This window comes from Pollutimonas harenae (genome assembly GCF_004153685.1).
Classification (GTDB): domain Bacteria; phylum Pseudomonadota; class Gammaproteobacteria; order Burkholderiales; family Burkholderiaceae_B; genus Pusillimonas_C; species Pusillimonas_C harenae.
The window spans coordinates 1,014,846-1,038,415 of sequence record NZ_SDQD01000001.1; the positions used below are offsets into that span (position 1 = coordinate 1,014,846).

The following is a 23,570-nucleotide window of genomic DNA, read 5'->3' on the forward strand; positions in this document are numbered from 1 at the left end:
TCAACGCCTCTTGGCTACCGCGTCGCCAGTCACATCTCCTTTTTGGCCGCCGAAACTGACCCGTAGGTAATTGGCCAATTCTGCTACCTGGGCATTGTCCAGTGCGTCGGCAAAGCCAGGCATGGCCTGCCGGCCCTGATTGCCAGGAAATTCCTTTTGGTCCAGTCCATGCAACACCACCTGGAGCAGGTTATTCGGATCGGGATTGCGTATGGTCGAGTTGCCCGCCAGCGCCACGGTTACGTTGGGTTTGCCTTGGCCATTTGCTGCATGACAGCCTGCGCACAAGGCGAGGTAATGGCTGCGTCCCACCTTGACGGTTTCGTCTTGCTCTGGTGTGGCGGGCTTGAGTGTAACGGCTTCGTGCGGGGTATCGCCCGTCAGGTAGCGAACCACGGCCTTGTTGTCGGCCTCTGACAAATAACGTGTGCTGTGATGAAAGGCGTCGTACATGCCGCCATAGGCGGAGCCTTGCGGTGCAATGCCTTGTGCCAGAAACTGTTGCAGGTCTTTGGCCGCCCAGCCGCGCGCAGCCATAGCCCCGGGCGTGAGGTCGGGGGCGTGTATGGCTTCGGCAGCGCCGCCTTCAAAGCTCTCGCCCAATTTCAACTGGCCCAGCATGCCGCGTGGCGTGTGGCATTCGGTACAGTGCCCGAGTACGTTGACCAGGTAGCGCCCGCGTACCCATTCTTCGGAAGAGCCTTCCGACGCGGAGGGCAGTGTATCGGTCAGGAAGAGCAGATTCCAGCCGCGCATCAGTGGCCTGAAGTTGAATGGGAAAGGGATCTCGATGGCGCGATTGGGCACGGGGGCGGGTTCTATGCTGCGCAGGTAGGCAAAGATGGCGTCACTGTCTTCGCGCGATAGGCCTCGATACGAGGTATACGGCATGGCCGGGTAGAGCGGGCCGCCTGGTGCAATGCCATCGTGCAGCACCTTATAGAAGTCGGCAGAGGTCCATTGCCCTATGCCGTATTCGGGGTCGGGTGTAATGTTGGTGCCGTATATGGTTCCGAACGGCGTGGGAATTGGCACGCCGCCGGCAAAGGGTGCGCCATCTTTGCTGGTATGGCAGGCGGTGCAATCACCCGCCCGGGCCAGATACTTGCCGCGCGCCAGTAGCTGTTGATCGGGCGCGTTGACCTGCTCGTCGACGGCTGAGGTATCGTAATCGGGCTCAAGCACGCCCGACAACACAACACCGCCCACGACCAGCGCCAGCACGACCACGGTTCCGGCAATGGTGGTGACTTTCATGCGCGGTCCTCCTTGATCAGGCCGGGTGTTTCAAGAATGACTTGCTTGACCGCCTGGTGGTAGCGCACATAACCCGTGCATCGGCAGATATGATCGTTCAGGGAGTCGGTGACGTAGGTTTCGATCTGGTCGCGGGCAATGGGTTGACGCTGCAGCCGTTCGATCAGGACGGTGGCCGCATTGACGAAGCCCGGCGTGCAGTAGCCGCATTGGAAGCTATAGTGATCAAGAAATTTTTGCTGAACGGGTGACAGCGCCGTGATGGCGCCCTGGGCGTCGCGCTGGGCATGGCCTTCGATGGTGCGCAATGTGCGGCCGTTGAAGTAGCCGACCCCGGTAATACAGGTACGCATTTCCTCGCTATGTCCATCGTCACGATCAATGATGACGACGCAGGCCCTGCAAACGCCTTGTCCACAGCCCAGCCGCGTTCCGGTCAAATGGGCATACTCGTGCAGAAAGTCGATCATCATCAGCGTTTCGGGTACTTGAACAGGCCCGATAGCCTTGCCATTGATGGTCATGGAAACAGTGATGGTGGCCGTGCTCATGCCAGCGCCTCCTGGATGTGTTCGGGGGTGACAGGCAGGGAATAAAACCGTTGCCCGGTGGCATGATTGATGCCGTTCACGATGGCCGCCACAATCGGTATCATCACGACCTCGGCCATGCCTTTGGGTGGGTCGGTTTCTGATAGGGGCGGCAAGATGTCGGCGGTTTGTGTCCAGAGCGCCACTTCATTGGCCAGCGGTAAATGGTAGCGGTTGAAATTCCAGGTGCCATTGCCGGGGCCGTCTTCGTACAGCGGTAAATGTTCGTGCAACGCGTGCCCGATGCCCATTGCCAGCCCGCCTTGGATTTGGCCCGATACCAATTGCGGCGATAGCAGCGTGCCGCATTCAACAATCGAATGGTGGTTCAGCAGCTCGACCTTGCCACTGCCCCGGTGTACCGCTACTTCTGCCAGTGCACTGACTGCAGAGTAATAGGTCACCCCGGCATTGTTGCGCTGCACGGGTGGGTAATGGACGGCCTCGCGGTTGATCATTCTGTACTGGCCACGTGTGGTGCTTTTGGTACCCAGGGTATCGTCCGGTCCTGCGTCAATGCTGGTGACGGCCCCGTTGGCTGTGCTGGCCGCTGCATTGCTGTGCTGTCCAGCCTGGGCCGCAGACGTATTGCCAAAACATAGTGCCAGACCATCCAGGGGCAGGCGCTCGACCTGTTCGCCGATGCGGAAATCTGCTTGCGCCCATTGCCAGCGGTTGAAGCCATGCACGACGGCGCCTACCACCAGCCCCATGTCGTAAGCCTTGCGAGCCAGCTGTTGCAGGCTGAGCGGCTGCATGCCGGTGGCGGTCAGCATATTGTTTTCCCAGCGTGCGTCTTCACGGCGCACGGCGTAAGGTGCGGCCTGACCACCGCCGATGCCGCTGGACCATATGGCCTGGGCGGCCGGCCAAAGGCCGTGCATGAAAACCAGTCTTGCTGCTTCTTGAGTGGTATGCGTGTAGTAAAACGCCGAGTTCGACGCACTGGCGGGTGAGGCGAATGCCGGTGTCCAGGCGGGATCAGCCGATAGTTTGTCCTGGTCTGCCTGGCTCATTAAATAAGGGTCGCCTGACGACACCATGGGAAGGTCGGGCCAGTCGGTAAGGGCTACACCGACGTCGACGGCTGGCTGGCCCAGCCAGCGGGCACAGGCCAGCGCCTGCGAGGTACTCATGCCAGTACCGATCTCTGCGCCGGTGTGACGCAGAATAACCTGGCCTTCAGGTGAAATTTCTACTTTTGCAAACGACGATTCCGCGCCGGTGCCAAAGTCTTTTTGTACACATGCAAACCCAACGCCGTACAACTTGCCGGGGTTTTCTGCCTCGTAATCTACCTTGCGTTGCTTGCGTTCTGTCCAGATGGGGTGGGTCTGGGCCTTTTTCAGGATTTCTTCGGCGCGGATCTCGCCTGCGGGAATGGCGCCCTGCGTGTTTTTCATTCCTGTTTTCAGAACATTTCTTAAACGGAATTCGATAGGGTCCAGGTCGAGTTCGTGTGCCAGTTCGTCCATTAGCATTTCGGTGGCCGCCATGGACTGCAGCGAGCCATAGCCTCGAGCAGAGCCTGCATCGACCGCCCGTGTGGCGTCTGCCCGGGCCGTCATGTCGGACTTGGGAAGATAGTAAATGGACTGTGCCGCGGTGGCGGCCACCATCGCGACCGAAGGCGAGAAATTACAGCGTCCACCACCGTTGGCAACCATATCTGCCGTACAGGACTGAATCATGCCGGTTTTGCGGTCGACACTGATTTGGTAGTCCATATCGAAGGCATGCCGCTTGATCGACGTCTGGAATTGTTCGTAGCGGTCATTGGCAATGCGCACAGGCTTGCCGTCTGAATACAAGGCACAGACCAGGCCATAGAACGGCATGTTGTAGTGATCTTTGGAGCCATAGCCCACGGTATAACAGGGGTGCATGACCAGCGTGCGGGCCCCGAAATGGCTTTTGGCCAACATGTCGGCGGCCGTTGCAGCGACCTCGGCGGGCGACTGGGTGGGAATCACCATATGCATGGTCTGGCTGCCCTCGTCGTACCAGCAATTGGCATTATCGGGTTCAAGCGCTGCGGTATCGACCGACTGCGACCGATACTTGCGTGTAAGCACCAGCCAGTCTGCCGGCGGGCTTTGGAGCTCATTGCGAATCTGCTGCGCATGGTACATGCCCTGTGCGCCGACCTCGCCATGATTCTTGCCATCGGGCCACACCGGCAGCCGCTTGCGCATCTGGCTTGGAAATACGGGCGCATCTTTCAGGCTGGAAAACACGTCGTCTGCATAGCCGTCTTTGCCGCCTACGCGTACATAACGGAAAGTACCCCAGGGGTCGCGTTGCAGGGGGCCAGTGTGTTCGCCGTATTGAATGACGTCGTCCTGAAACTTGAGCGCATCTTTGGCCAGGCGAAACCGGGCGAAATCATGAAATATCAGAATGGCTACGGCATGGCCCAGATAGGCGGGTGTCTTGCCCGGCGGCAGCAGCATGTCTTCGCCATAAAAATCAGAAAAGGCCACGCTGTCGCGCGCCAGATCTTCAGCCGTGACGCTGCGGTCTGGCTTCAGGTCTTCGCCCAGGCGCGATAAATCAAAGCCGGTGTAAAGCGCATCGGCGCGTGTGGTGCGCAAGATAAGGGCATGGCTTTGCTGGTCGGGCCAGTTGGGTAAGTCGCGCGCCCGTATGTCGCGCGCAAAAATCTTGCTGCCAGTGACTTTGGCGACGCCATCGACCCGGTACCGTGCGAGTCCGGTGGCGGGGTCCCAGTGCATGGGTGTCAGCAACTTCTGCTCGAAGAGGGCTGCATACGCCTTGGACCCAAACGGTGCAATGTAGGTGGTAACGCCCGCGAGGGTTGCGGCTTTGAGGAACTGACGCCGCGACAACTTGCTGCTGGCCATTCTGCTGGACTCCTGGGAAATCGGTTCGGAATGCAGGCTTTTGCCTGCTTCTGGCAGCAACCTCAGGAAACGGTAACAGAATTGGCTGTGATTCGATACGGTGATAACCGCTAGGCCAGGCCATCATTCCAGGGGTGCACCATAGTGGCGCTCAGCACGTGGCCGTCATCGGACATACGGGTCCTGCATAAGAAACTGGGGGGGGGGGTCGTCAAAGCAAGAAAATGGATACAAATGTTAATTATCGAAAACCTTGTCCACTTGTAGAATCGTCGACAGTCCCACTTCAAGTGGGACGTTCACCCAAGAAAAGGAGAGGGACGATGTCAAGGCAGGTGATTAATTACGGGGTTTCCTTGAGCAAGGTGGCCGTGGCCTCATGGCTGCTGGCATTTTCGGCGGCGGCGTTTTCTGCGCCAGAACTGTCCAAGGCCACACCTGAAGATGCGGGGATGTCTTCAGAGCGGCTGGCAAAACTAAAAAACTATTTTGATCAAGAGGCCGAGGCGGGCCGGCTTCCGGGGGGCGTAATCGCCATTGCCCGAGACGGCAAGCTCGTCATGCACGAATCCTTCGGGGCACAGAACCCCAGCGAAGAAGGCACCATGCCCAATGATGCAATTTTTCGCATCTACTCAATGACCAAGCCACTCGTGTCAGTGGCGGCCATGCAGTTGGTCGAAGATGGAACAGTCCAGCTTACCGATCCTGTTTCCAAATGGTTGCCCGAGTTCAAGGACATGAAAGTAAGCACAGGCACCAAAGGCACCGACGGGAAAATGACATATGAACAGGTCCCGGCGAAGCAAGCGATGACGGTCCAGGACTTGCTGCGTCATACGGCAGGCCTGGCTTATGGCGAGATTACCACCAATGAGGAGATCAAAAAGGCTTATCAGGCGGCGGGCGCCTACAAGCCAGGCGAGGGTGAGTTCGATTCAAGGGGCGTAACGCCTGCAGAGCAAGTCGCAGCACTTGCCAAAGCGCCTCTGGCGCATCAGCCGGGTACGGTTTGGGAATACAGTCTGGCTGCTGATGTCCTGGGCCGGGTCGTTGAGTCTGCTTCAGACAAAACGCTGGGTGAGTTTTTGAATGAGCGGGTTTTTTCACCCTTAAAGATGCAAGACACGGGTTTCCATGTTCCGGCTCCAAAGCAAAGCCGTCTTGCTGAACCCTTTGAAGTCGATCCGTGGTCCGAAAAAAAATACCCCCTGCTGGATGTATCGGCGCCACCCAAGAATGATTCTGGCGGTGCGGGGGCGGTGTCAACGGCGCTAGACTATCTGCGTTTCTCCCAGATGCTGCTCAATGGCGGCAAGCTTGATGACGCCCAGGTCCTAAGCCCGGCCACGGTTAGATTAATGGCTTCCGATCACTTGGGCGACCGTAAATCCAACCCCTTGAATCCCGGTGCCTTGCTGCTTGGAACACCCGAGGGATACACCTTTGGTTTGGGATTTCTTGTGCGGGAAGAGCCAGGTATGGCGGGTGTTCATGGGTCGGTAGGCGAATTCATGTGGGCAGGATACGCCGGCACTTTTTTCTGGGTTGACCCGGAAGAGGAGCTTGTTGCCGTGTTAATGACTCAGCAGTCTGGTCCGTCACGTGCGCACTATCGCCGGGCCATGAAAAACTTGGTCAGCCAGGCGATTATTGATTGATTCTGGCCGGCCCAGGCCCGAACAGGTTCAAGCTGTATCGGCTTCTATCTTGACTTTCCTGGGCCGGCCACGCGGCGCCGGCGCAATCCTTCGCGTTGTTAGCGACGCCATTCTCGCCAAAAAATCGGCTTCACCCAGCACCCACTGCCCGAACAAAGCTTGTTCAATGCGATGGCTCTGCGTGCTGGACAAGCCGTGGCCCAGGCGTTCGCGGTAGTTGGCCTGGCGGGCAAAAGGAGTATTGCCGTCTTGCCAGTAGTCGTGGTGGTCGGTCAACAGGGTCTGGGGGACTGCGGCTTGCCTGGTGGACTGACCCTCGGGCTGCGCGGCATATATACCCGCCCGTAATCCGGTGTGCGTGCCGGCCGATGACCAGGGCCAACGTTCGGCCCGGTCCACATAGTGCAGTTGCACCGGCAGGGACTCGAGCCAGATCATGGCGGGCAGCACCCATTGACCTGGTTCTATCAGTGCGCTGCGATAGCGGCCGGTAAAGACGCGGCCGTGACGCATAGAGGTGGCCATGTGCCGGCCCAGCGACTGCACCAGGCGCGCCATGCTTTGTGCGTCGCCGGGGGTGGCCAGCAGGGTGATGCGGTCGTTCAGCAGCAGCCAGGCATGCAGCGCGATGTGGTGTTCATGCACGTCGCGCCGCAGCCATGTCAGTATTTGGTCGAGTTGCACCTCGGGAGTGGGGTCGTTGACGGCCGCCAAGGGATAGGCAAATTCTGCTTGTACAAGCTGGGGAATTTGCGGGGCGTACAGGCGTGGCAGTCGGGCCATGGCGGCGGTTCAATAGCGTGGTTCAGGCGCGTATTCTAACGCGTGCAAGCACCACCGGAATGATTTAACCTAAGGTCTTGGGTCGATGCTAGGCACGTGCTCTGCTGCCCTGCCTGCTTGTTCGGCGTATTCAGACTTGGGAGTTTTAGCCATGCAGTTGAATCAGTCTGTTCGTTTTCATGTACGCAAGGTGGCGGTATGCGGCGCTGGGGTCATGGGGGCACAAATTGCAGCCCATTGCGTCAATGCCGGTGTGCCCGTGGTGCTCTTCGATTTGCCGGCCAAAGAGGGCGACAAGAACGGTATTGCCAACAAGGCCATTGCGCAGTTGCGCAAGCTCAAGCCCGCGCCGCTGGGCGCACCAGAGCTGGCCAACCTGATCACGCCCGCCAATTACGATGACGACCTGGCACAACTGGCCGAGTGCGATCTTGTCATCGAAGCCATCGCCGAGCGCCTGGACTGGAAGCGCGATCTGTACCACAAGCTTGCGCCCGCCATCAGGCCAGACGCCATCGTGGCCAGCAATACCTCGGGCCTGTCCATTACTCAGCTTTCCCAGGCCCTGCCCGATGCGCTACGGCCGCGCTTTTGCGGAGTGCATTTTTTCAATCCGCCGCGCTATATGACGCTGGTCGAGCTCATCCCTACGGCTGATACGCAGCCCGAGCTCCTGGATATTCTCGAAACCTTCCTGGTATCCACACTGGGTAAAGGCGTGGTGCGCGCCAAAGATACGCCCAATTTCGTGGGCAACCGCATCGGCGTGTTTGGCATTTTGTCGGTTTTTGCTCAAGCAGAAAAATTCGGCCTGACTTACGAGCAGGTCGACGAGCTGACCGGTGTACGCCTGGGCCGGGCCAAGTCTGGCACCTTCCGTACGGCCGATGTGGTCGGGCTCGATACGCTGGCTCATGTCATACGCACCATGCAAGACCAGTTGCCCGATGATCCCTTCCATGCGCATTATGGTGTGCCGCCGGTGCTGGCTGCATTGGTCGAGCAGGGCGCTTTGGGCCAGAAGACGGGCGCCGGCTTCTACCGCAAAGAAGGCAAGACCATCATGCGGCTGGATCCGGCCAGCAAGCAGTATGTGCCGGCCGATGCCAAGGTTGATGATTCCGTGGCCGCCATGCTGGCCGAGCGTGATCCAGCCAAGAAGCTGCAGGCCTTGCACGATTCCGATCACCCGCAAGCACAGTTTGTGTGGGCGGTGCTGCGCGACAGCTTTCATTACAGCGCGGTGCATCTGGCCGATATCGCGGCCACCGCGCGCCAGCTCGACCTGGCCATGAAGTGGGGCTTTGGCCATGCCCAGGGCCCCTTCGAGATCTGGCAGGCGGCGGGCTGGCAGCAAGTCGCTAAATGGATACAGCAAGACATCCAGGACGGCAAGACCTTATCCAGCGCGCCGCTGCCCGAATGGGCCACGCAGGGCCCGGTGTGGGAGGCGCGCGGCGTGCATACACCGACGGGCTCCTGGAACCCACACGACAAGCGTTTTGAGGGGCGCAGCACGCTGCCCGTGTACGAGCGCCAGATCGCTGCGCCACGCCTGGTGGGCGAAGCCGATAGCCTGGAATCCACGACGGTCTACGAAGACGAGGCCGTGCGTTGCTGGACCTTGCCGGCGCCGCATCCCGCCGATGTGCTGATTCTGTCGTTCAAGAGCAAAATGAATACCCTGGGTCCCGACGTCGTGCGCGGCATCGTGCACGCGGTCGACCTGGCCGAGGCCTCGTATAGCGCGTTGGTCATAGGCCAGCTAGGCGAGCCGTTCTCGGCGGGTGCCGACCTGAAAGCCATGCTGCCGGTCTTTGAGCAGGGCGGGCCGGCCGCGGTCGAACCCATAGAGCGTGAAATGCAAGACATGGTGCTGCGACTGCGCTATGCGCAAGTACCGGTCGTGGCGGCGCTGGCCGGCATGGCGCTGGGCGGTGGCTGCGAACTGTCGGTGCATTGCGCCCATCGCGTGGCCCACTTTGAAACCTATATAGGTCTGGTCGAAGCTGGCATAGGCCTGCTTCCTGGGGCGGGTGGCCTAGCCTACTGCGCCAGGCGGGCGGCCCAACAGCAGGCCGAGTCAGCGCCCGATGCACCGCTGCTGGCGTACCTTAAAAAATTCGCCATGACGGTGGCCACCGCCCAGGTGTCGTCCTCGGCGCTCGACGCCCGCAACATTGGCTATTTGCTGCCTTCCGACGCCATCGTGATGCAGCGCTACGAGCTTTTGTATGTGGCCGCGCGCCAGGCGCACACCATGGCCGAGTCGGGTTGGCGCGCGCCCTTGCCGCAGCGCTTTCCAGTGGCGGGGCGCGACGGCATTGCCACCCTGACCGCGCAATTGGTCAATATGAAAGTGGGCGGCTATATCTCCGAGCATGACTTTACCGTGGCCGAAAAGATTGCACACGTACTGTGCGGCGGCGATGTCGACCCTAATTCGCTGGTCGACGAGGCCTGGATGCTGACGCTCGAGCGCGAGGCCTTCCTGCATTTGCTGACCCAGCCCAAAACCCAGGAACGCATCGCCAGCCTGCTTAAAACAGGCAAGCCTGTACGCAATTAAGGAATCGACATGAGCACACTGCAACAAGCCTATATAGTCGCCGCCACACGCAGTCCTATTGGCAAGGCACCGCGCGGCATGTTCTCGCACACCCGGCCCGACGACCTGCTGGCCACCGTCATCAAGGGTCTGCTGGCGCAAGCGCCCAATCTGGACCCGGCCGCCATTGAAGACGCCATCGTGGGTTGCGCCATACCCGAGGGGCCGCAAGGCCTGAACGTTGGGCGTATTGGCGCGCTGCTGGCCGGTCTGCCTAGCTCGGTGGCCGGCGTAACGGTTAACCGCTTTTGCGCCTCGGGCCTGACCGCCATCGCCATGGCGGCCGACCGCATACGCGTAGGCGAGGCCGATGTCATGATCGCTGCTGGCACCGAGTCCATGAGCCTGGTGCCCACCATGGGCGTCAGCACTTCGTTCAGCCCTGAAATCTTTGCGCGCGACGAAAACCTGGGCATTGCCTACGGCATGGGTCTGACCGCGGAACAAGTCGCCACGCGCTGGAAAGTATCGCGCGAAGATCAGGACGCTTTTGCCCTCCGGTCGCACCAGCGCGCGCTGGCCGCCCAGCAGGCGGGTGAGTTCGCCGACGAGATTCTGCCCATCGACGTGGTGCATCGCACGCCCGACCTGCACACCGGCAAGGTCAATGAACAGCACAACATCGTCAAGCTCGACGAAGGTCCGCGTGCCGACACCAGCCTCGAGGCCCTGGCCAAGCTGCGCCCGGTCTTTGCTGCACGCGGCAGCGTCACCGCCGGCAACAGCTCGCAAATCTCCGACGGTGCGGGTGCCTTGCTGGTGGTGTCCGAACGTGCCCTAAAAACGCACAATCTGACGCCGCTGGCGCGCTTTGTGTCATTCGCCGTCAAAGGCGTGCCGCCCGAGATCATGGGCATAGGCCCCAAAGAAGCCATCCCGCACGCGCTGAAACTGGCTGGCCTGAAGCTGGACCAAATGGGCTGGATAGAACTAAACGAAGCCTTTGCGGCCCAGTCGCTGGCCGTGATACGCGACGTGGGCCTGGACCCCGCCATCGTCAATCCCATGGGCGGCGCCATTGCCCTGGGTCACCCGCTGGGCGCCACCGGCGCCATCCGTGCCGCCACGGTTATACATGGCATACGCCGTCGCCAAATGGACTACGGCATGCTGACCATGTGCGTAGGTACAGGTATGGGGGCGGCGGGGATATTCGAGCGTGTCTAGGCGCTGTTGCGATGGGCGCCACCAGCTAACCTTAGCCCTTCAATGACTTCGCAAACGTCTTGACCCAATGTGCGGTCGAGGCGTCTTGCGCGGTGCCATCGGCTGGCACCTGACCCGATAACTGGGCGGCAATACCCTTGGCCAGGACCTTGCCGTATTCCACGCCCCACTGATCAAAGGGGTTGATACCCCAGATCGTGCCCTGCACGAAGACCTTGTGTTCGTATAGCGCCAGCAAGGCGCCCAGAGCATAGGGTGATAGGCGCGGCAGCACGATCAAGCTGGAGGGGCGTCCGCCCGGGTGTACCCGGTGCCGTGCCAGCTGCTCGGCCTTTTCCTGTGCTGCGCCAGCGTCCAGACATTCCTTCAGGGCTTCGTCGTAGGTTTTTCCGTTCAGCAGGGCTTCGCGTTGCGCCAGGCAATTGGCCAGCAGGCTTTGATGGTGTTCGGCCCAGCCATGGTCGGCTGCCTGGCAGACAATAAAGTCCACGGGAGCGCCATCGCTACCCTGGTGCAGCCACTGAAAGAAGGTGTGTTGTGCATCGGTTCCCGGCATGCCCCACACGGCTGGGCCGGTGGCGATATCAATGGTGTCGCCATCAAGGTCGACGGACTTGCCCAGCGATTCCATTTCCAGCTGCTGCAAGTAAGGTACCAGGTTAGCGAGGCGGAAGTCATAGGGGGCGATATTCAGCGAGCCATAGCCCAGTGCATTGCGATTGACGATGCCGGCCAAGGCCATTTGTACCGGTGCGTTCTGTTCTATGGGGGCTTCGGCAAAATGGTTGTCCATGGCGGTAGCGCCCGCTTGCATGCCGGCCACTACGTCACTACTCACGGCCAGTGCTGTGGTCAGGCTGACAGCGGACCACAGCGAGAACCGGCCGCCGACCCAGTCCCACAGCTTGAATACATGCGCGGCGGGTACGCCCCAGGCCTGGGCCACATCGGGCCGGGCGGTAATGGCCACAACCTGCTTGTAGGGGTCTTCCACACCCGCAGCCTGCAGCCATTCCAAGGCACGCTGCCCATTCTGTAAGGTTTCAGCGGTGGTAAATGATTTGGATGCCAGCACAATCAGGGTGTCGTGTGGATCCAGCCCCGCCAGGCCGCCCTGTATGGCGTGACCGTCGATATTGGCTACAAACCGCACCTGGCGCCAGGTGCCGGCGTAGCCGAAGGCGCCAACAGCCAGCCGCACCCCCCAATCGCTGCCGCCTATGCCGATATGCACAATATTGCGCCAGCGGCGCTCGGAATCGGCTAGGCGAACGAAGGCGTTCAGGCGTTGGCGCTCGGTGGCGACTTCGGGGTTGGGCGTGGGGGCGCGCAGGGCAGTGTGCCAAGCGGCGCGCTCTTCAGTGGGGTTGGCTATGCCGCCTGTCAGCAGGCGCTCGCGCATCTGCGTGAAGTTGCGGGCGGCAAGCAGTGCCTGGGCGGCCTCGGATAGTACGGGCGAATGGCGTTGCCCGCTAAGGTCCAGGCTAAGACCTGCTGCCTGAATAATGCGCAGTTTACTGACATCAATCGAAGACTGGCTGGCGGCATCTTTGAATGCGGCCCATTCAGGCAGTTGAGTTAAAGCACAAGACACGGGTGTTTCCTGTATAAGACATGACAATTCGCTCGATTGTAATGCCTGAAACGGCCGTGCCGTGCTGGCCGATTAACGGCGGCGCTGGCTGGGGCCGCCAGGTGCGCGACCGGCAATGTGGCGGAATGTAATGCGCCCTTTGCTCAGATCGTAGGGAGACATTTCCAGCGAGACCTTGTCGCCGGCCAGAATACGGATGTGGTGCTTGCGCATTTTGCCACCGGTGTAAGCGACTACGGGGTGTCCGTTATCGAGCGTTACACGGAAGCGGGAGTCGGGCAATACTTCAGTAACGAGTCCGCCCATTTCAATCAATTCTTCTTTGGCCATATAGGGTTCCTGTAAACGTTAACAAAAGCACCCATGTGCCGGATTCGCGTTGCGTGGCATCCGGCAAACCGCGTGTGGCAGTTGAATAATGGACAGGTGCTTCGTGACGCCAAAAAGGCGTTTTGGTGCTGCGCTCTGTATAGAACGTATGGGTTGCAGGCGTTAGGTGGGGGTCGAGTTACGGCTTTTTGTTGACAACACCTGCATTTAACCCTTAGATAATAACACAAGTGCTTGTGTTATTGGGACTTTTTTCAGGCCGCGCAGAAACAGTCAAGACCTGATAACCTTCAGGGTTAACCCGGCATCCCTTGAAGCCCCTCATGAACTCTGTCAGAACGCAGTTACTGTTGATCGGCACCATGGCCATGTGGGGCTTGAATATTTCAGCCATCAAAGTGCTTACTGGCGCCATGCATCCCATGCTGGTGGCAAGTTTGCGCATGGCGATTGCGGCGGTGGTCATCAACATTACGTTGTTTTGGCTCAAGCCGCCCATTATTCTGGGCAAGGTGCCGCTGGCACAGTGGGCGCGATTTGTACTATGCGCTGTGCTCATGGTGTACGCCAACCAAATCTTCTTCACCTACGGCATGGTGGGTGCTAGCGCCACCAATTCGTCGCTGATCATGGCACTCAGCCCATTGGTGGCATCGGTATTGGCCGCCATTATCTTCCGTGAGGCACTGACCCGTATTCGCCTGCTGGGCATAGCCCTGGGTTTTGGCGGGGTGTTTGCCGTGGTGATCAGCGGCGAAAGCGCCTCTTTGTCTGCCACAAGCTGGGGCGATGCGCTGATATTCTGTGCCATGTTCAGCTTTGTGGTGGGTGGGGTGTTCATACAGAGCCTGGCGCGGCAGTTTCATGCCTTGTTCATCAGCAGCTTTATCTACACCGTGGGTGCCGTTCTGCTGTGCATACACATGCTGCTCGACGATTCCGTAGTCCTGAATGCCGAAACGCTGCTGGCCAGTGGCTTGTGGCCCTGGCTGCTACTGGCCTTTGCCGGTATTGTGCCCACGGCCTTGTGCAATATGCTATGGAATAAAGCCATTGCCGAGCTGGGCGTGGCGCGCACATCGGTCTTTCAGTACTGGATACCCGTGTTTGGGGTGACGTTTGCCCTGCTGTGGTTGGGAGAGCCGTTCACCATGTGGCATGTGGTGGGCATGGTGGGGATATTGTTAGGCACCTATTTGGGTACACGGAGATAATCATTATCGATAAATATTGGCGGAGCCGGAGGTATAGTGCAGCGTACGGAGCGACTGGTTTGCGCTACTACAGCTAATTGCTTGCAGTGAATGGCTGCGTTCAGACGGAAACTATGATTCAGCTGCGAAAGAGTTAACCCCTAAAGTGTTAGCGCCGATGTAATACTGACCCACCCCGTCGGAGTAAATCTGACCCACCTGGGCAATGATGGTGGCTTTTTGGCCACCGACAATGTTGACTCAGGAGCAAGCAGTGGAGATCAAGGTAATGGCGCGTCGAGGCGTCAGCATTAGAGAGATGGCCAAGCAGCTTGGCTGCTCACGCAACACCATCAGGCGATATTTGCGTGAGGCTGAAGCCCAGCAGTACAGGCCCCGCGAGGCGCGGGCAACGAAGCTGGATCCATTCAAGGACTATTTGCGTGGACGGATCGAAGCGGCTCGCCCGCACTGGATTCCGGCAGCAGTGTTGCTGCTAGAGATTCAGGAACTCGGTTATCCGGGCGGTGTGACCCAGCTCAAGGAATTTTTGAACGGCTACAAGCATCGGGAGCCGGAGCCGGTCGTGCGATTTGAGACGCCACCAGGCAAGCAGATGCAGGCCGATTTCACGCATATCCGGCGTGGTCGCGATCCTTTGTTGGCTTTTGTCGCCACACTGGGGTACAGCCGATCCAGCTGGGTACGGTTCACCACCGATGAGCGCGCTGATACGTGGTTCGGATGTCTGCGGCAGGCCTTCATTTACTTCGGCGGTGTGCCTCAGCACGTGCTGTTTGATAACGCTGGTGCCATCATCATCGAGCGCGATGCATACGGCGACGGTCACCACCGTTGGCACAGCGGACTGCTGGCAGTCGCCCAGGAGTTCGGTTTTACCCCGCGTGTTTGCCAGCCCTATCGGGCCAAGACCAAGGGCAAGGTCGAACGCTTCAACGGTTATTTGAAGGGCAGCTTCTGCGTACCGCTGGCCGCTACGCTCAAGCAGGCTGGGCTGCGGTTCGATGCAACGGCAGCGAACGCTCACATTGGTCGATGGTTGACTGAGGTGGCCGACCAACGGTTGCACGGCACGACCCGGGAGCGGCCCGCCGAGAGACTGCAAGAGGAACGATTGACGTTACTGCCGCTGCCCCAGCAGCACCAGGGCATCCTTGTGCCGGCAGCTTCACACCGGCCTCTACCGTTGGAGAGCTTCCAGCACCCGCTGTCTGTCTATAACGAGTTGCTGGAGGTGCGTACGTGAACCTCCAACACAATCGTATCGAGCAGCTATGTGATGTCCTGAAGCTAGACCGGATCAGTAGTGAATGGCCCGCCATTGCTCAGCAGTGCGCCCGCGAGGACGCCAGCCATAGCGACTTCTTGGAGCGTCTCCTGGGTATGGAGAACGACGCCCGTATCGAGCGTCAACGTGCTGCATTAATGAAGATCGCCACGCTGCCTTCGGTCAAGACCATCGAAGACTATGACTTCGCCTTCGCAAGTGGCGCTCCTCGTGGTCAGATTCAAGAACTGGCAGCCTTGACCTTCATCGAACGTGCCGAGAACGTCGTGTTCCTGGGCCCGAGCGGGGTGGGCAAGAGCCACCTGGCGCAGGCCTTGGCCTACCGAGCTGTGATGGCGGGCATTAAAACCCGCTTCTTGACTGCCGCCGACCTGATGATGCAACTGGCCACGGCGCATAAACAAGATCGGCTCCAGCAGTACTTCAATCGCGCCATCATAGGGCCGCGACTGTTGGTCATTGATGAAATCGGCTATTTGCCCTTTGGGCGGGAGGAGGCAAACCTCTTCTTCAACGTGGTGGCTCAGCGCTATGAGCGAACCAGCATCATCGTCACCAGCAATCTGCCCTTTAGCCAATGGTCGTCATGCTTTGCGGAAGACCAAACCCTCACCGCCGCCTTGCTTGATCGGTTGCTGCACCACGCCCATATCGTGCAAATTGCCGGCGAAAGCTACCGGCTTAAAGACAAACGAAAGGCTGGGAACATCAAGGTAAGAAACTAAATTTCGGGATGCCGGGGTGGGTCAGATTTACTCCGACGATTCCGACGAAAGTGGGTCAGATTTCAACCGGCGTTGACACTAAAGCCTCTTCCCGTTTCATGCATGCCCACACTACCATCAATGTAATAAAGAAGAACAGCAAGGTGTCATTGCGGTACAGCACGGTATGCGACAAGCCTAATATGCCAAACACGGTCAGATGGCTAGTGCCGGCAATAGCCAGAATGCGTACGTTCCTGGTGCGCGATCTTAGCCGCTTACAGAAGAACCAAAAAGGGAATATGAATAGCGCCAGGATGGGGACCAAACCCGCAATGCCTTGGTACCGCAAGGTTTCTGTATACAGGTTGTGTGTGTGCGGGATTGTCAGAACGATAGGTTCGAGTTCTTTGGCTGCTACCTGCTGTTCAAGTCGCGCTTTGTAGTCTTTAACGCTCCACCCCAATATAGGTTTCTCTGGAAAGTTGATGAAGACCGCGCGCCATGCCTCGAGGCGCCCAGCTATTGATCCGCTGGTATTGCGATGAACAAAGTATTGGCTAACGTCTTCGGTGGCGCGTTCGTAACCCGCCCGGATTGGATTGTTCGGTACGGCGACATACCAAGTGCTGACTGCTACCAACAGCGCCACAGCTAGGGTACAGCCGAGGTACATATTACGTTTGCTTAGTAAGCCTGCGCAGAACAATATAAACACCACAGGTACAGAAATCCAGGCGCCGCGCGTTCCCGAAGCAATGGCTCCATAGGCAGCCGCCAGCGCGCCTGAAGCTAGGAGTAGCCTCCACAGCCATATGCGTCGCACATTGCTGCGTTGTGCCCAAAGCAGACCAGCCACGCACAGCACACTTAAAATGGTGCAAATGCCCCCATAGCGGACTCCGTTGCTTAAGCCGTCAACATCGGTCCATCCGTATACATTCTGCTGCCACAGAGCCACGCCAAAAGCGGAATACGCGCCGATCGCCACTCCTGCCCACAACCAGGATTGTCTTGGCGGATACTTAATCAGCAGCAAGAAAATGGGTATGGCAAGCAAAAAACGGCTTGGGGAGTCGAGCGTAGGCAAAGGGTTGTCGTGCAATATAAACACCAAAGCAGCCACGGCAAAAAAGCATGCTAGAGCATAAACAATGGCTTTGTCTTCTGCGCTTAATCGCAGTGCTGGACGTTCTGCCAAGTAGTGCAAGCTGGTTAGCAGCAAAAGCGCCGAACCATAGGAAGAGCCCGACGGTACCGACTGATTTATAGCGTAAAACAAAAAAACACTAAAAGAAATAATTAGTGTATATCGGTTACTTTTAATATCCACGGCAAGTATCAAGCTGTTGTTGGGGTTTTTTGAGGAGCAGGGCGCTATTGTAGTCTGTGCTGGATAGTGCGTTCGAATCCCTCTTCCTGAATTGTTACGCCAGGTGACCCCTGCGGTCTTTTAGTGCAAAGCATTTCGTCAATAGCCAGAGTCAGGGAGATGCCTCTTGCTATCGTGCTCCAAAACCCGTACACATGGTGCGGATGGTCAAGAGTAATATAAAAATGTCCAGAAACAATGAGCAGTGTTTGATGTAGTAAAAGTCATGCTCGATCTTCTCACGCGTTTGGTCAACATTGTCGGCGTAACCATGTAGCACCTGTGCCCAACCTGTAATCCCAGGCTTGACCACGTGCCGATAAACGTAAAAAGGCAGCTCCTGATCAAAATACTGCACAAAGGCGGGCTGCTCTGGCCGTGGGCCAATCAGGCTCATGTCACCCTTTAGCACATTAAAGAATTGGGGTAACTCGTCTATACGATATTTGCGAATAACGCGTCCTATTCGGGTAATCCGCGGATCTTCTTCACCAGCAAACTGCGTGGAGGCGTTTTGATCGAACCGCATGCTGCGCAGTTTGTAAATGGTAAAAGGCCGGTTGCCGCGCCCAATTCGGGTTTGGGTGAAGAATGCAGGCCCGGGGCTTTCCAGCTTAATCAACAAGGCTGCAACGGCGACAATCAGCAAGGTAACAGGGAGCGAGGCTAGAATCAGGCTCCAATCCATAACAATCTTGGTCAGCCCGTACAAGCGTGAGGGTAATAAAGAGCCTAGATCATTTTCCGACATTCGGTTGATACGGACGCGCCCCGTCACGGATTCGTACACGGACAGGGCGTTATGCACGGGTATACGATTTAAGGCACATTGAGCAAGAAATCGTTCCCATTCCGGTGTCAGACATTCAAAATCGGCGACGACAGCATCGTAGCGTACACCTTGTAGATCAGGCTCGGTTAATGCCCGAGCATCCACGTGGCGCAGACTCAAGAGCTCGCCCGCGTGGCCCGTATCTACAACAGCCAACTTAGGTCTTCGATAGCGCTCAGTTAATATAATTTCAATTTGAAACCATAAAATAGCCATCAGCGCGCTGAAACCCAGCAAAAATCGTGATACTTCAGTGTGAAAAATCAGTGGGATTAGCGCAGCTAGCAGGTAGATAGCAACCACTTGCGGGACGACCAAACCAACACTGCGCGCGCCTGGAAAGCGCGCCATAATGCGCGAAATACTAAAATTGGCAATCACTAGCGCACTGCTAGATACAATAAGGGCTTGTTTTTGTCCATTATTCGGATTCAGAAATACGTCGCTTCCCCAGTATGCGAACGAAGGCAAGGCGACTGTTAAAACCCAGCCGATCACGACTAGAAAAAAAGGCGATAGCAGTAAAAGTTCGTAAGGTTTGTCGTGCCGACGGTGACGTAGTCTAGCCATGGGATCCGGTTTAGTTAATGCGGTAATTCAAGAACCGAAAATGCTCTTGAAGATGTGAGAATTTTAGGAAGCCATGTTTTTCAAGTAGTGGCCGTAAGCATAGATGCGCGTTCTCAGGGTGTTAATTGTATCAATTTGTGTGGTTCGTTTCTGACAAAAGCTTAGCGGAACGATCCACCATGCTAGAATTTTCAACTCATTTCGTGGGCGTTCTATGTGCTAACCGTAATAAAGCATCTCAACGGTATTCCTTAGCATCTGAGTAACGTAATGGATTCCAGAATATATGCCAAGTAAGTTGTGCCATGGTTAGGTCATGGTTCTCTACCATGTTGTTGGTGGTACCGCTAGCGTTAATGGCTGCAGGTAGTTTAAGGGATTTAATTACACCGCTCGGCTATTGGGCGGCGTGGTTGCTGTGGGCGGCCGTTACTGCAGTCTTGATGCGCCCGCAGGCGGGCTCCTGGGCTAAATCATGGCCACCATTAATAATCTCTGTATCGTACGGTGTCTTACTACTGGGCATGGTGATTGCAGGGGTAGTCAACTACGATGGTGCGACTATCTATCAAGCACTAAAGATCATCGTGATTGCGGGGATATTTGTCGCAATGTGGTGGATGGTGCTGCGTGCGCAATGGCGGCAGCTTATGACAGCACTCTATTGGGTTGTGGGTTTAATGGCTGTAAGCCTGGCCCTGACGGTGGATGTAAATCGGGTGCTTGCGATAGGCAGTCGTCACGGTTCCAGTCTGGCGGCTTATGGGGTCCTTTGGAAGGTCGGGGCGCTGTTTCTACCCCTCTTTGTATCTGACTTCATAGTGCGCCCGAAAGCTCGGAAGATCAACGCACTGATGGCTACGCTATGCGCTTGCTTCGTGATGCTTGACGGCAGCCGGACGGCTCAGCTTGTTGTGTTGGCTACGTTGACTGGGTTGTTGGTTTTTTTGGGGTGGGGCCATGGTTGGTGGTCATTGTTCAAAAAATCTCGTTGGTGGTTACTGCTCCTAATAGCTGCTGCAATGCTGATACTAAGCATTGGAGAGAATCAATTTTCAAAAGAGCGGCCCACCAACCAAGCGGTGACCGGAGCAGCGTCTTTAATTAACAAAATCGAAGGTGGCTTCACAAAGACCTTCAGAACACGGTTTGGCAAAGGTGATCCAGCGCGCATCAAACTGCTGCGGGTAGGGGTTCAGCAATCAATTGCATGCTTGCCTGTAGGCTGTGGCTTTGGCAAAACAGCAACGGAAGTTAAGGGTGGCACGATTATGCCAGTACATAATGCCTACCTGGCAGCGCTAGGTGATTTTGGCGTACTCGGGCTGCTGGGTATGCTGGGTTTTGTGTTAGCTGCTTGTTTGCCCATCCGTAGGGTCATGCGACGTGCCGTTGACTCGAAGCAAGACTATTATGTAGTGGCGGTAGCCGGTTCGGCCTTGGGTTATGTCATGGCACTTATGTTGAACACTTTTACAACTGAAATGTCTGAGTGGGGCTACCTAATGGTGATGCTGGCCTTTGCTTGGGCGCCAGCCAAGGCCGCGTAATGCCAACTGCCTCAGCCAAAGCGGGGGTGGCGCGTAATGCAAGTGCCATGTACGCCGTTCAGTTGGTGTCTTACTTGGTACCCATTTTTGAAATCCCCATCTTGGCCCGTGCACTGGGGGTGGAGCAGTATGGCCAAATTCTTTTTTGTCAGGCTCTGGCGTTGACGTGTTCCCTGTTGGTTGAGTACGGTTTTAATATCAATGCGGCGCAGCAGGTGGCGGTGGCCGACCAACGTCCAGAGGAACTGAATAAACTATTTTCTCAGGTGGTGCTGGCCAAGCTGCTGCTAGCAGGACCAGTGGTGGCTCTCATGCTGCTGGTTTGGGCTACAGGCATGGCGAATGCCTATCTGGGCCACACCGGGCTGGTAGCTTTCGTTCTAGCCTATTTCTTTGCTTTCGGCTTTAGCCCCATGTGGTATTTTCAGGGTCAAGAGCGTATGGTGCGGCCAGCCCTATTGGACGTCGTGTTGCGTTTGTGTGGTTTGGCGTTGTTGGCGGTATGGGTGCGCGGCCCTCAAGACTTTGCCTTGGCTTTGCCACTTTTGGCCATTCCGCCATTGCTTAATACCAGCCTGACAATGTGGTGGTGTCGATGCGAAGTCGGTGCCGTATCGTGGGATATTAGTGGTGCATGGCGCCAAATTCGAGATGGTTTTCATTTTTTTGTCTATCGTAGCGCCAGCAATCTAGTCATGTCGGCCGTGCCGGTGTTGTTGGGGTTAAGCTCGGGTAAGCGTGCGGTAGGCGAGTTCGGCCCGCCTGAAAAACTGATCAAAGGCATGACTAGTCTGGCCATGCCTTTTTTGATGGCGGTATTCCCGATATTTTCGAGGCGCTTGGCGGTTGGGAGCGATGCGGTATCTTTGCGTGCACCACTGATCACGATTACGGCCATTGCCGTGCTGGCAGTATTGGGAACTGGTCTGGGTATTTGGCTGGGACCCTGGGCGTTAAGTGTACTGCTTGGTAGTGGGTTCGCGGGATCGCAACTGATTTACGATATGCTGATTGGCGTAGTGCCCCTACGCATCGTTAACCAAAGCATCACGCTCATTCTGTTGATACCGACGGGGCATGCCAAGCCCGCTAGTTATGCGATATCGATCATGTCCATTTTGGCGGTATTGGTAGGTGCCGGACTATCGGTACCGTACGGCGGCTTAGGTATGGCGGTGGGTTTACTGGTTGTCGAGGCCATATTATTAGTGGTGTTGACGGGCATGTTGATACGCGTAGTCAAAAAAGGTCGGGCAACCGATCAGCAAGAAATATAGCAGGGGTGATATTGAGAATTTTGCTGGTGGCAACGGGTTTGCGGTTGGGGGGGGCAGAACGGCAGGTGGTTGACCTGGCAGACCGTTTGGCCGTGCGTGGTTATCAGGTTGCCATTGCCTATTTTGTGGATAATGCCACGCAGTTTCCGAAAGAGGCGGCGGTGGGATTGTACCCTTTGTACTTCCGAAAATCGTTCCTGGGAATGCTGGGTGGTTGCCTGCGCCTTCGGCGTCTGATTAAGCAGTGGCGGCCCGATGTGGTGCATAGCCATATGGTGCATGCCAATCTTGTCACTCGGCTGCTCCGTCTGGTGACCTTCATGCCACGCCTAGTTTGCACGGCACATAATACGGTAGAGGGTGGACGGGGTGTAACCTGGGCGTACCGCCTGACCGATAGGTTGGCTAGTATTTCCACCAACGTCAGTCGCGAAGCTGTCCAAGCCTTCGAGCATATAGGGGCCGTCCCGAAAGGGCGAATGCTACCAGTACTGAACGGAATTGATACGCAGCAGTTTTCTAACGATCCTGATTTACGGAAAAACGCTCGCCAGCGTTTGTTTCCCAAGCCGGAAGCAAAATTGGTGTTGTCCGTAGGGCGACTGGCTGAGCAGAAAGATCATGCTGCTTTATTGAGGGTTTTTGCTGGGCTGGCGACCGACTTTCCGCAGGCCGAGCTGTGGATCGCGGGCGATGGTCCCTTGCGTGAGCAGTTGATGCAACAAAGGGCTGTGTTGGGACTGGATGAGCGCGTAACGCTATTGGGAGCGCGGCATGATGTGCCCGATTTGATGCATGCGGCAGATGTCTTTGCGTTATCGTCTCGCTTTGAAGGCTTTGGTCTAGTGGTAGCTGAAGCTATGGCGTCCGGGACTCCAGTGGTGGCAACAGATGCTGGTGGTGTAGCCGAAGTCATGGGTGGCATCGGGTTTTTAGTGCCAGTAGGCGACGAAGCGGCACTCAGACAAGGTTTGATCCAAGCATTGTCTATGGCGCCACACCAAGCACAGGCCATGGTTACCGCAGCAAGGCGTCACGTTGAAAACACGTTGAATATTGACCAGGTCATTGACAGATGGTTGAAGATTTACAGTGGTGATTACACATGTTGACCATTTTGACGCCAACCTATAACCGAATTGATACATTACCCAGGCTTTATCAAAGCCTGCTGGCGCAGCGTAACCGGAATTTCGAATGGCTGATTGTCGATGACGGCAGCACCGACGATACGGCAAGCTGGGTTGCCGCGTTGGAGCATGAAGCCGACTTCCCCATTCGCCTGATCAGGCAGGATAACGGTGGCAAGCACGTTGCACTGAACACCGGTGTTGTCGCGGCACATGGTGATTGGGTGTTTATTGTGGATAGCGACGATCTGTTGACCAACGACGCCACCCAGGTTGTGGCCGACGCTTTGGGCAACATAGCCGGACAGCAGTCGGTGGTAGGCCTGTGTTTTCGCAGGGGAGATCTGAATGGACGCCTGTTGGGGCGAGAATGCCACGATATGCCAATGCCGTTCGCTAGCACGCCGACTCGGGTGGGTCGTATGGTGCAAGGGGATTTGGCCTATATCTTTCATCGCGACACCATGGCATTACTGCCGTTCCCCGTGATAAGCGGTGAAAAATTCGTACCTGAGCTCTATATCTGGAACAAGATCAGCGATCAGGGGCAGATTTGGTTCTATCTGGATCGCATAGTGTATTGGTGCGAATACCTGGACGACGGCTACACCCGGAACTTTGCTCAACATTTGAAGCGGCACCCACGCGGATTTTTATTATTCTATTGGGCGCAGATTGCCCGGGAACCGCACTGGCTGGGTAAGATCAAGGCTATGGTACGCAGCACCCAATGCTTGATTTATTGTCTATGCAAGACATCGCATGGAGGGCGTGAATAG

Annotated in this window: 18 protein-coding genes; 10 read left to right on the plus strand and 8 right to left on the minus strand. The window is 57.0% G+C overall.

What is annotated here, in order from left to right:
* From ERD84_RS04820 to ERD84_RS04830, 3 genes are read right to left on the minus strand one after another with little or no spacing between them, the layout of a single operon-like run.
* Positions 1–1,257 carry a cytochrome c gene (locus ERD84_RS04820; protein ID WP_130038468.1) on the minus strand — a complete coding sequence of 419 codons (1,257 nt, stop codon included), beginning with the start codon at positions 1,255–1,257 and terminating at the stop codon, positions 1–3.
* Positions 1,254–1,808 carry a (2Fe-2S)-binding protein gene (locus ERD84_RS04825; RefSeq protein ID WP_130038469.1) on the minus strand — a complete coding sequence of 185 codons (555 nt, stop codon included), beginning with the start codon at positions 1,806–1,808 and terminating at the stop codon, positions 1,254–1,256. Before ERD84_RS04825 ends, ERD84_RS04820 begins: the two co-directional genes overlap by 4 nt.
* Positions 1,805–4,711: a xanthine dehydrogenase family protein molybdopterin-binding subunit gene (locus ERD84_RS04830; protein ID WP_130038470.1), complete on the minus strand. Its 2,907-nt coding sequence runs from the start codon at positions 4,709–4,711 to the stop codon at positions 1,805–1,807. Before ERD84_RS04830 ends, ERD84_RS04825 begins: the two co-directional genes overlap by 4 nt.
* A 323-nt stretch (positions 4,712–5,034) precedes the next feature.
* Here ERD84_RS04830 and ERD84_RS04835 point away from each other — a divergent pair, with 323 nt between their 5' ends.
* A complete protein-coding gene (locus ERD84_RS04835) occupies positions 5,035–6,372 on the plus strand; it encodes a serine hydrolase domain-containing protein (RefSeq protein WP_130038471.1) in 1,338 nt (445 codons plus the stop codon).
* A 27-nt stretch (positions 6,373–6,399) separates the two neighbouring features.
* Here ERD84_RS04835 and ERD84_RS04840 read toward each other — a convergent pair whose 3' ends face one another.
* Positions 6,400–7,155, minus strand: coding sequence for a hypothetical protein (locus ERD84_RS04840; protein WP_130038472.1), 756 nt, complete (start codon positions 7,153–7,155; stop codon positions 6,400–6,402).
* 151 nt (positions 7,156–7,306) lie between these two features.
* On the opposite strand from ERD84_RS04840, the gene ERD84_RS04845 reads away from it, so the two are divergent.
* Complete coding sequence (locus tag ERD84_RS04845) at positions 7,307–9,724, plus strand: 3-hydroxyacyl-CoA dehydrogenase/enoyl-CoA hydratase family protein (RefSeq protein ID WP_130038473.1); 2,418 nt, start codon at positions 7,307–7,309, stop codon at positions 9,722–9,724.
* A gap of 9 nt (positions 9,725–9,733) precedes the next feature.
* Complete coding sequence (locus tag ERD84_RS04850) at positions 9,734–10,930, plus strand: acetyl-CoA C-acyltransferase (RefSeq protein WP_130038474.1); 1,197 nt, start codon at positions 9,734–9,736, stop codon at positions 10,928–10,930.
* Positions 10,931–10,961: 31 nt separating this feature from the next.
* On the opposite strand, the gene pgi is transcribed toward ERD84_RS04850, so the two are convergent.
* Positions 10,962–12,524, minus strand: coding sequence for a glucose-6-phosphate isomerase (gene pgi, locus ERD84_RS04855; RefSeq protein WP_130038475.1), 1,563 nt, complete (start codon positions 12,522–12,524; stop codon positions 10,962–10,964).
* A gap of 72 nt (positions 12,525–12,596) precedes the next feature.
* A complete protein-coding gene (gene infA / locus ERD84_RS04860) occupies positions 12,597–12,854 on the minus strand; it encodes a translation initiation factor IF-1 (RefSeq protein WP_013744218.1) in 258 nt (85 codons plus the stop codon).
* A 323-nt stretch (positions 12,855–13,177) separates the two neighbouring features.
* On the opposite strand from infA, the gene ERD84_RS04865 reads away from it, so the two are divergent.
* The 3 genes from ERD84_RS04865 to istB all read left to right on the plus strand — a co-directional run bounded on the left by ERD84_RS04865 (position 13,178) and on the right by istB (position 16,081).
* Positions 13,178–14,068 carry a DMT family transporter gene (locus tag ERD84_RS04865; protein WP_130038476.1) on the plus strand — a complete coding sequence of 297 codons (891 nt, stop codon included), beginning with the start codon at positions 13,178–13,180 and terminating at the stop codon, positions 14,066–14,068.
* Between the two features lie 232 nt (positions 14,069–14,300).
* Entirely contained in the window at positions 14,301–15,314 is a 1,014-nt protein-coding gene (gene istA, locus ERD84_RS04870) for an IS21 family transposase (protein WP_130038477.1), read from the plus strand.
* Positions 15,311–16,081 (plus strand): IS21-like element helper ATPase IstB, encoded by a 771-nt coding sequence (gene istB / locus ERD84_RS04875; RefSeq protein ID WP_130038478.1) that lies wholly within the window; start codon positions 15,311–15,313, stop codon positions 16,079–16,081. The genes istA and istB overlap by 4 nt, the downstream gene beginning before the upstream one ends.
* Before the next feature lie 55 nt (positions 16,082–16,136).
* On the opposite strand, the gene ERD84_RS04880 is transcribed toward istB, so the two are convergent.
* Both ERD84_RS04880 and ERD84_RS04885 read right to left on the minus strand, forming a co-directional pair.
* Positions 16,137–17,342 (minus strand): O-antigen ligase family protein, encoded by a 1,206-nt coding sequence (locus tag ERD84_RS04880; RefSeq protein ID WP_167667250.1) that lies wholly within the window; start codon positions 17,340–17,342, stop codon positions 16,137–16,139.
* A 220-nt stretch (positions 17,343–17,562) separates the two neighbouring features.
* Entirely contained in the window at positions 17,563–18,834 is a 1,272-nt protein-coding gene (locus ERD84_RS04885; protein ID WP_130038480.1) for an exopolysaccharide biosynthesis polyprenyl glycosylphosphotransferase, read from the minus strand.
* 329 nt (positions 18,835–19,163) lie between these two features.
* On the opposite strand from ERD84_RS04885, the gene ERD84_RS04890 reads away from it, so the two are divergent.
* Genes ERD84_RS04890 through ERD84_RS04905 form a run of 4 tightly spaced genes read left to right on the plus strand, consistent with a single transcriptional unit; the run spans position 19,164 to position 23,570 of the window.
* Complete coding sequence (locus ERD84_RS04890; RefSeq protein WP_130038481.1) at positions 19,164–20,384, plus strand: hypothetical protein; 1,221 nt, start codon at positions 19,164–19,166, stop codon at positions 20,382–20,384.
* Positions 20,384–21,661 (plus strand): oligosaccharide flippase family protein, encoded by a 1,278-nt coding sequence (locus ERD84_RS04895; RefSeq protein WP_130038482.1) that lies wholly within the window; start codon positions 20,384–20,386, stop codon positions 21,659–21,661. Before ERD84_RS04890 ends, ERD84_RS04895 begins: the two co-directional genes overlap by 1 nt.
* 26 nt (positions 21,662–21,687) lie before the next feature.
* Positions 21,688–22,773, plus strand: coding sequence for a glycosyltransferase (locus tag ERD84_RS04900; protein WP_280634394.1), 1,086 nt, complete (start codon positions 21,688–21,690; stop codon positions 22,771–22,773).
* Entirely contained in the window at positions 22,767–23,570 is an 804-nt protein-coding gene (locus ERD84_RS04905) for a glycosyltransferase family A protein (protein WP_130038484.1), read from the plus strand. Before ERD84_RS04900 ends, ERD84_RS04905 begins: the two co-directional genes overlap by 7 nt.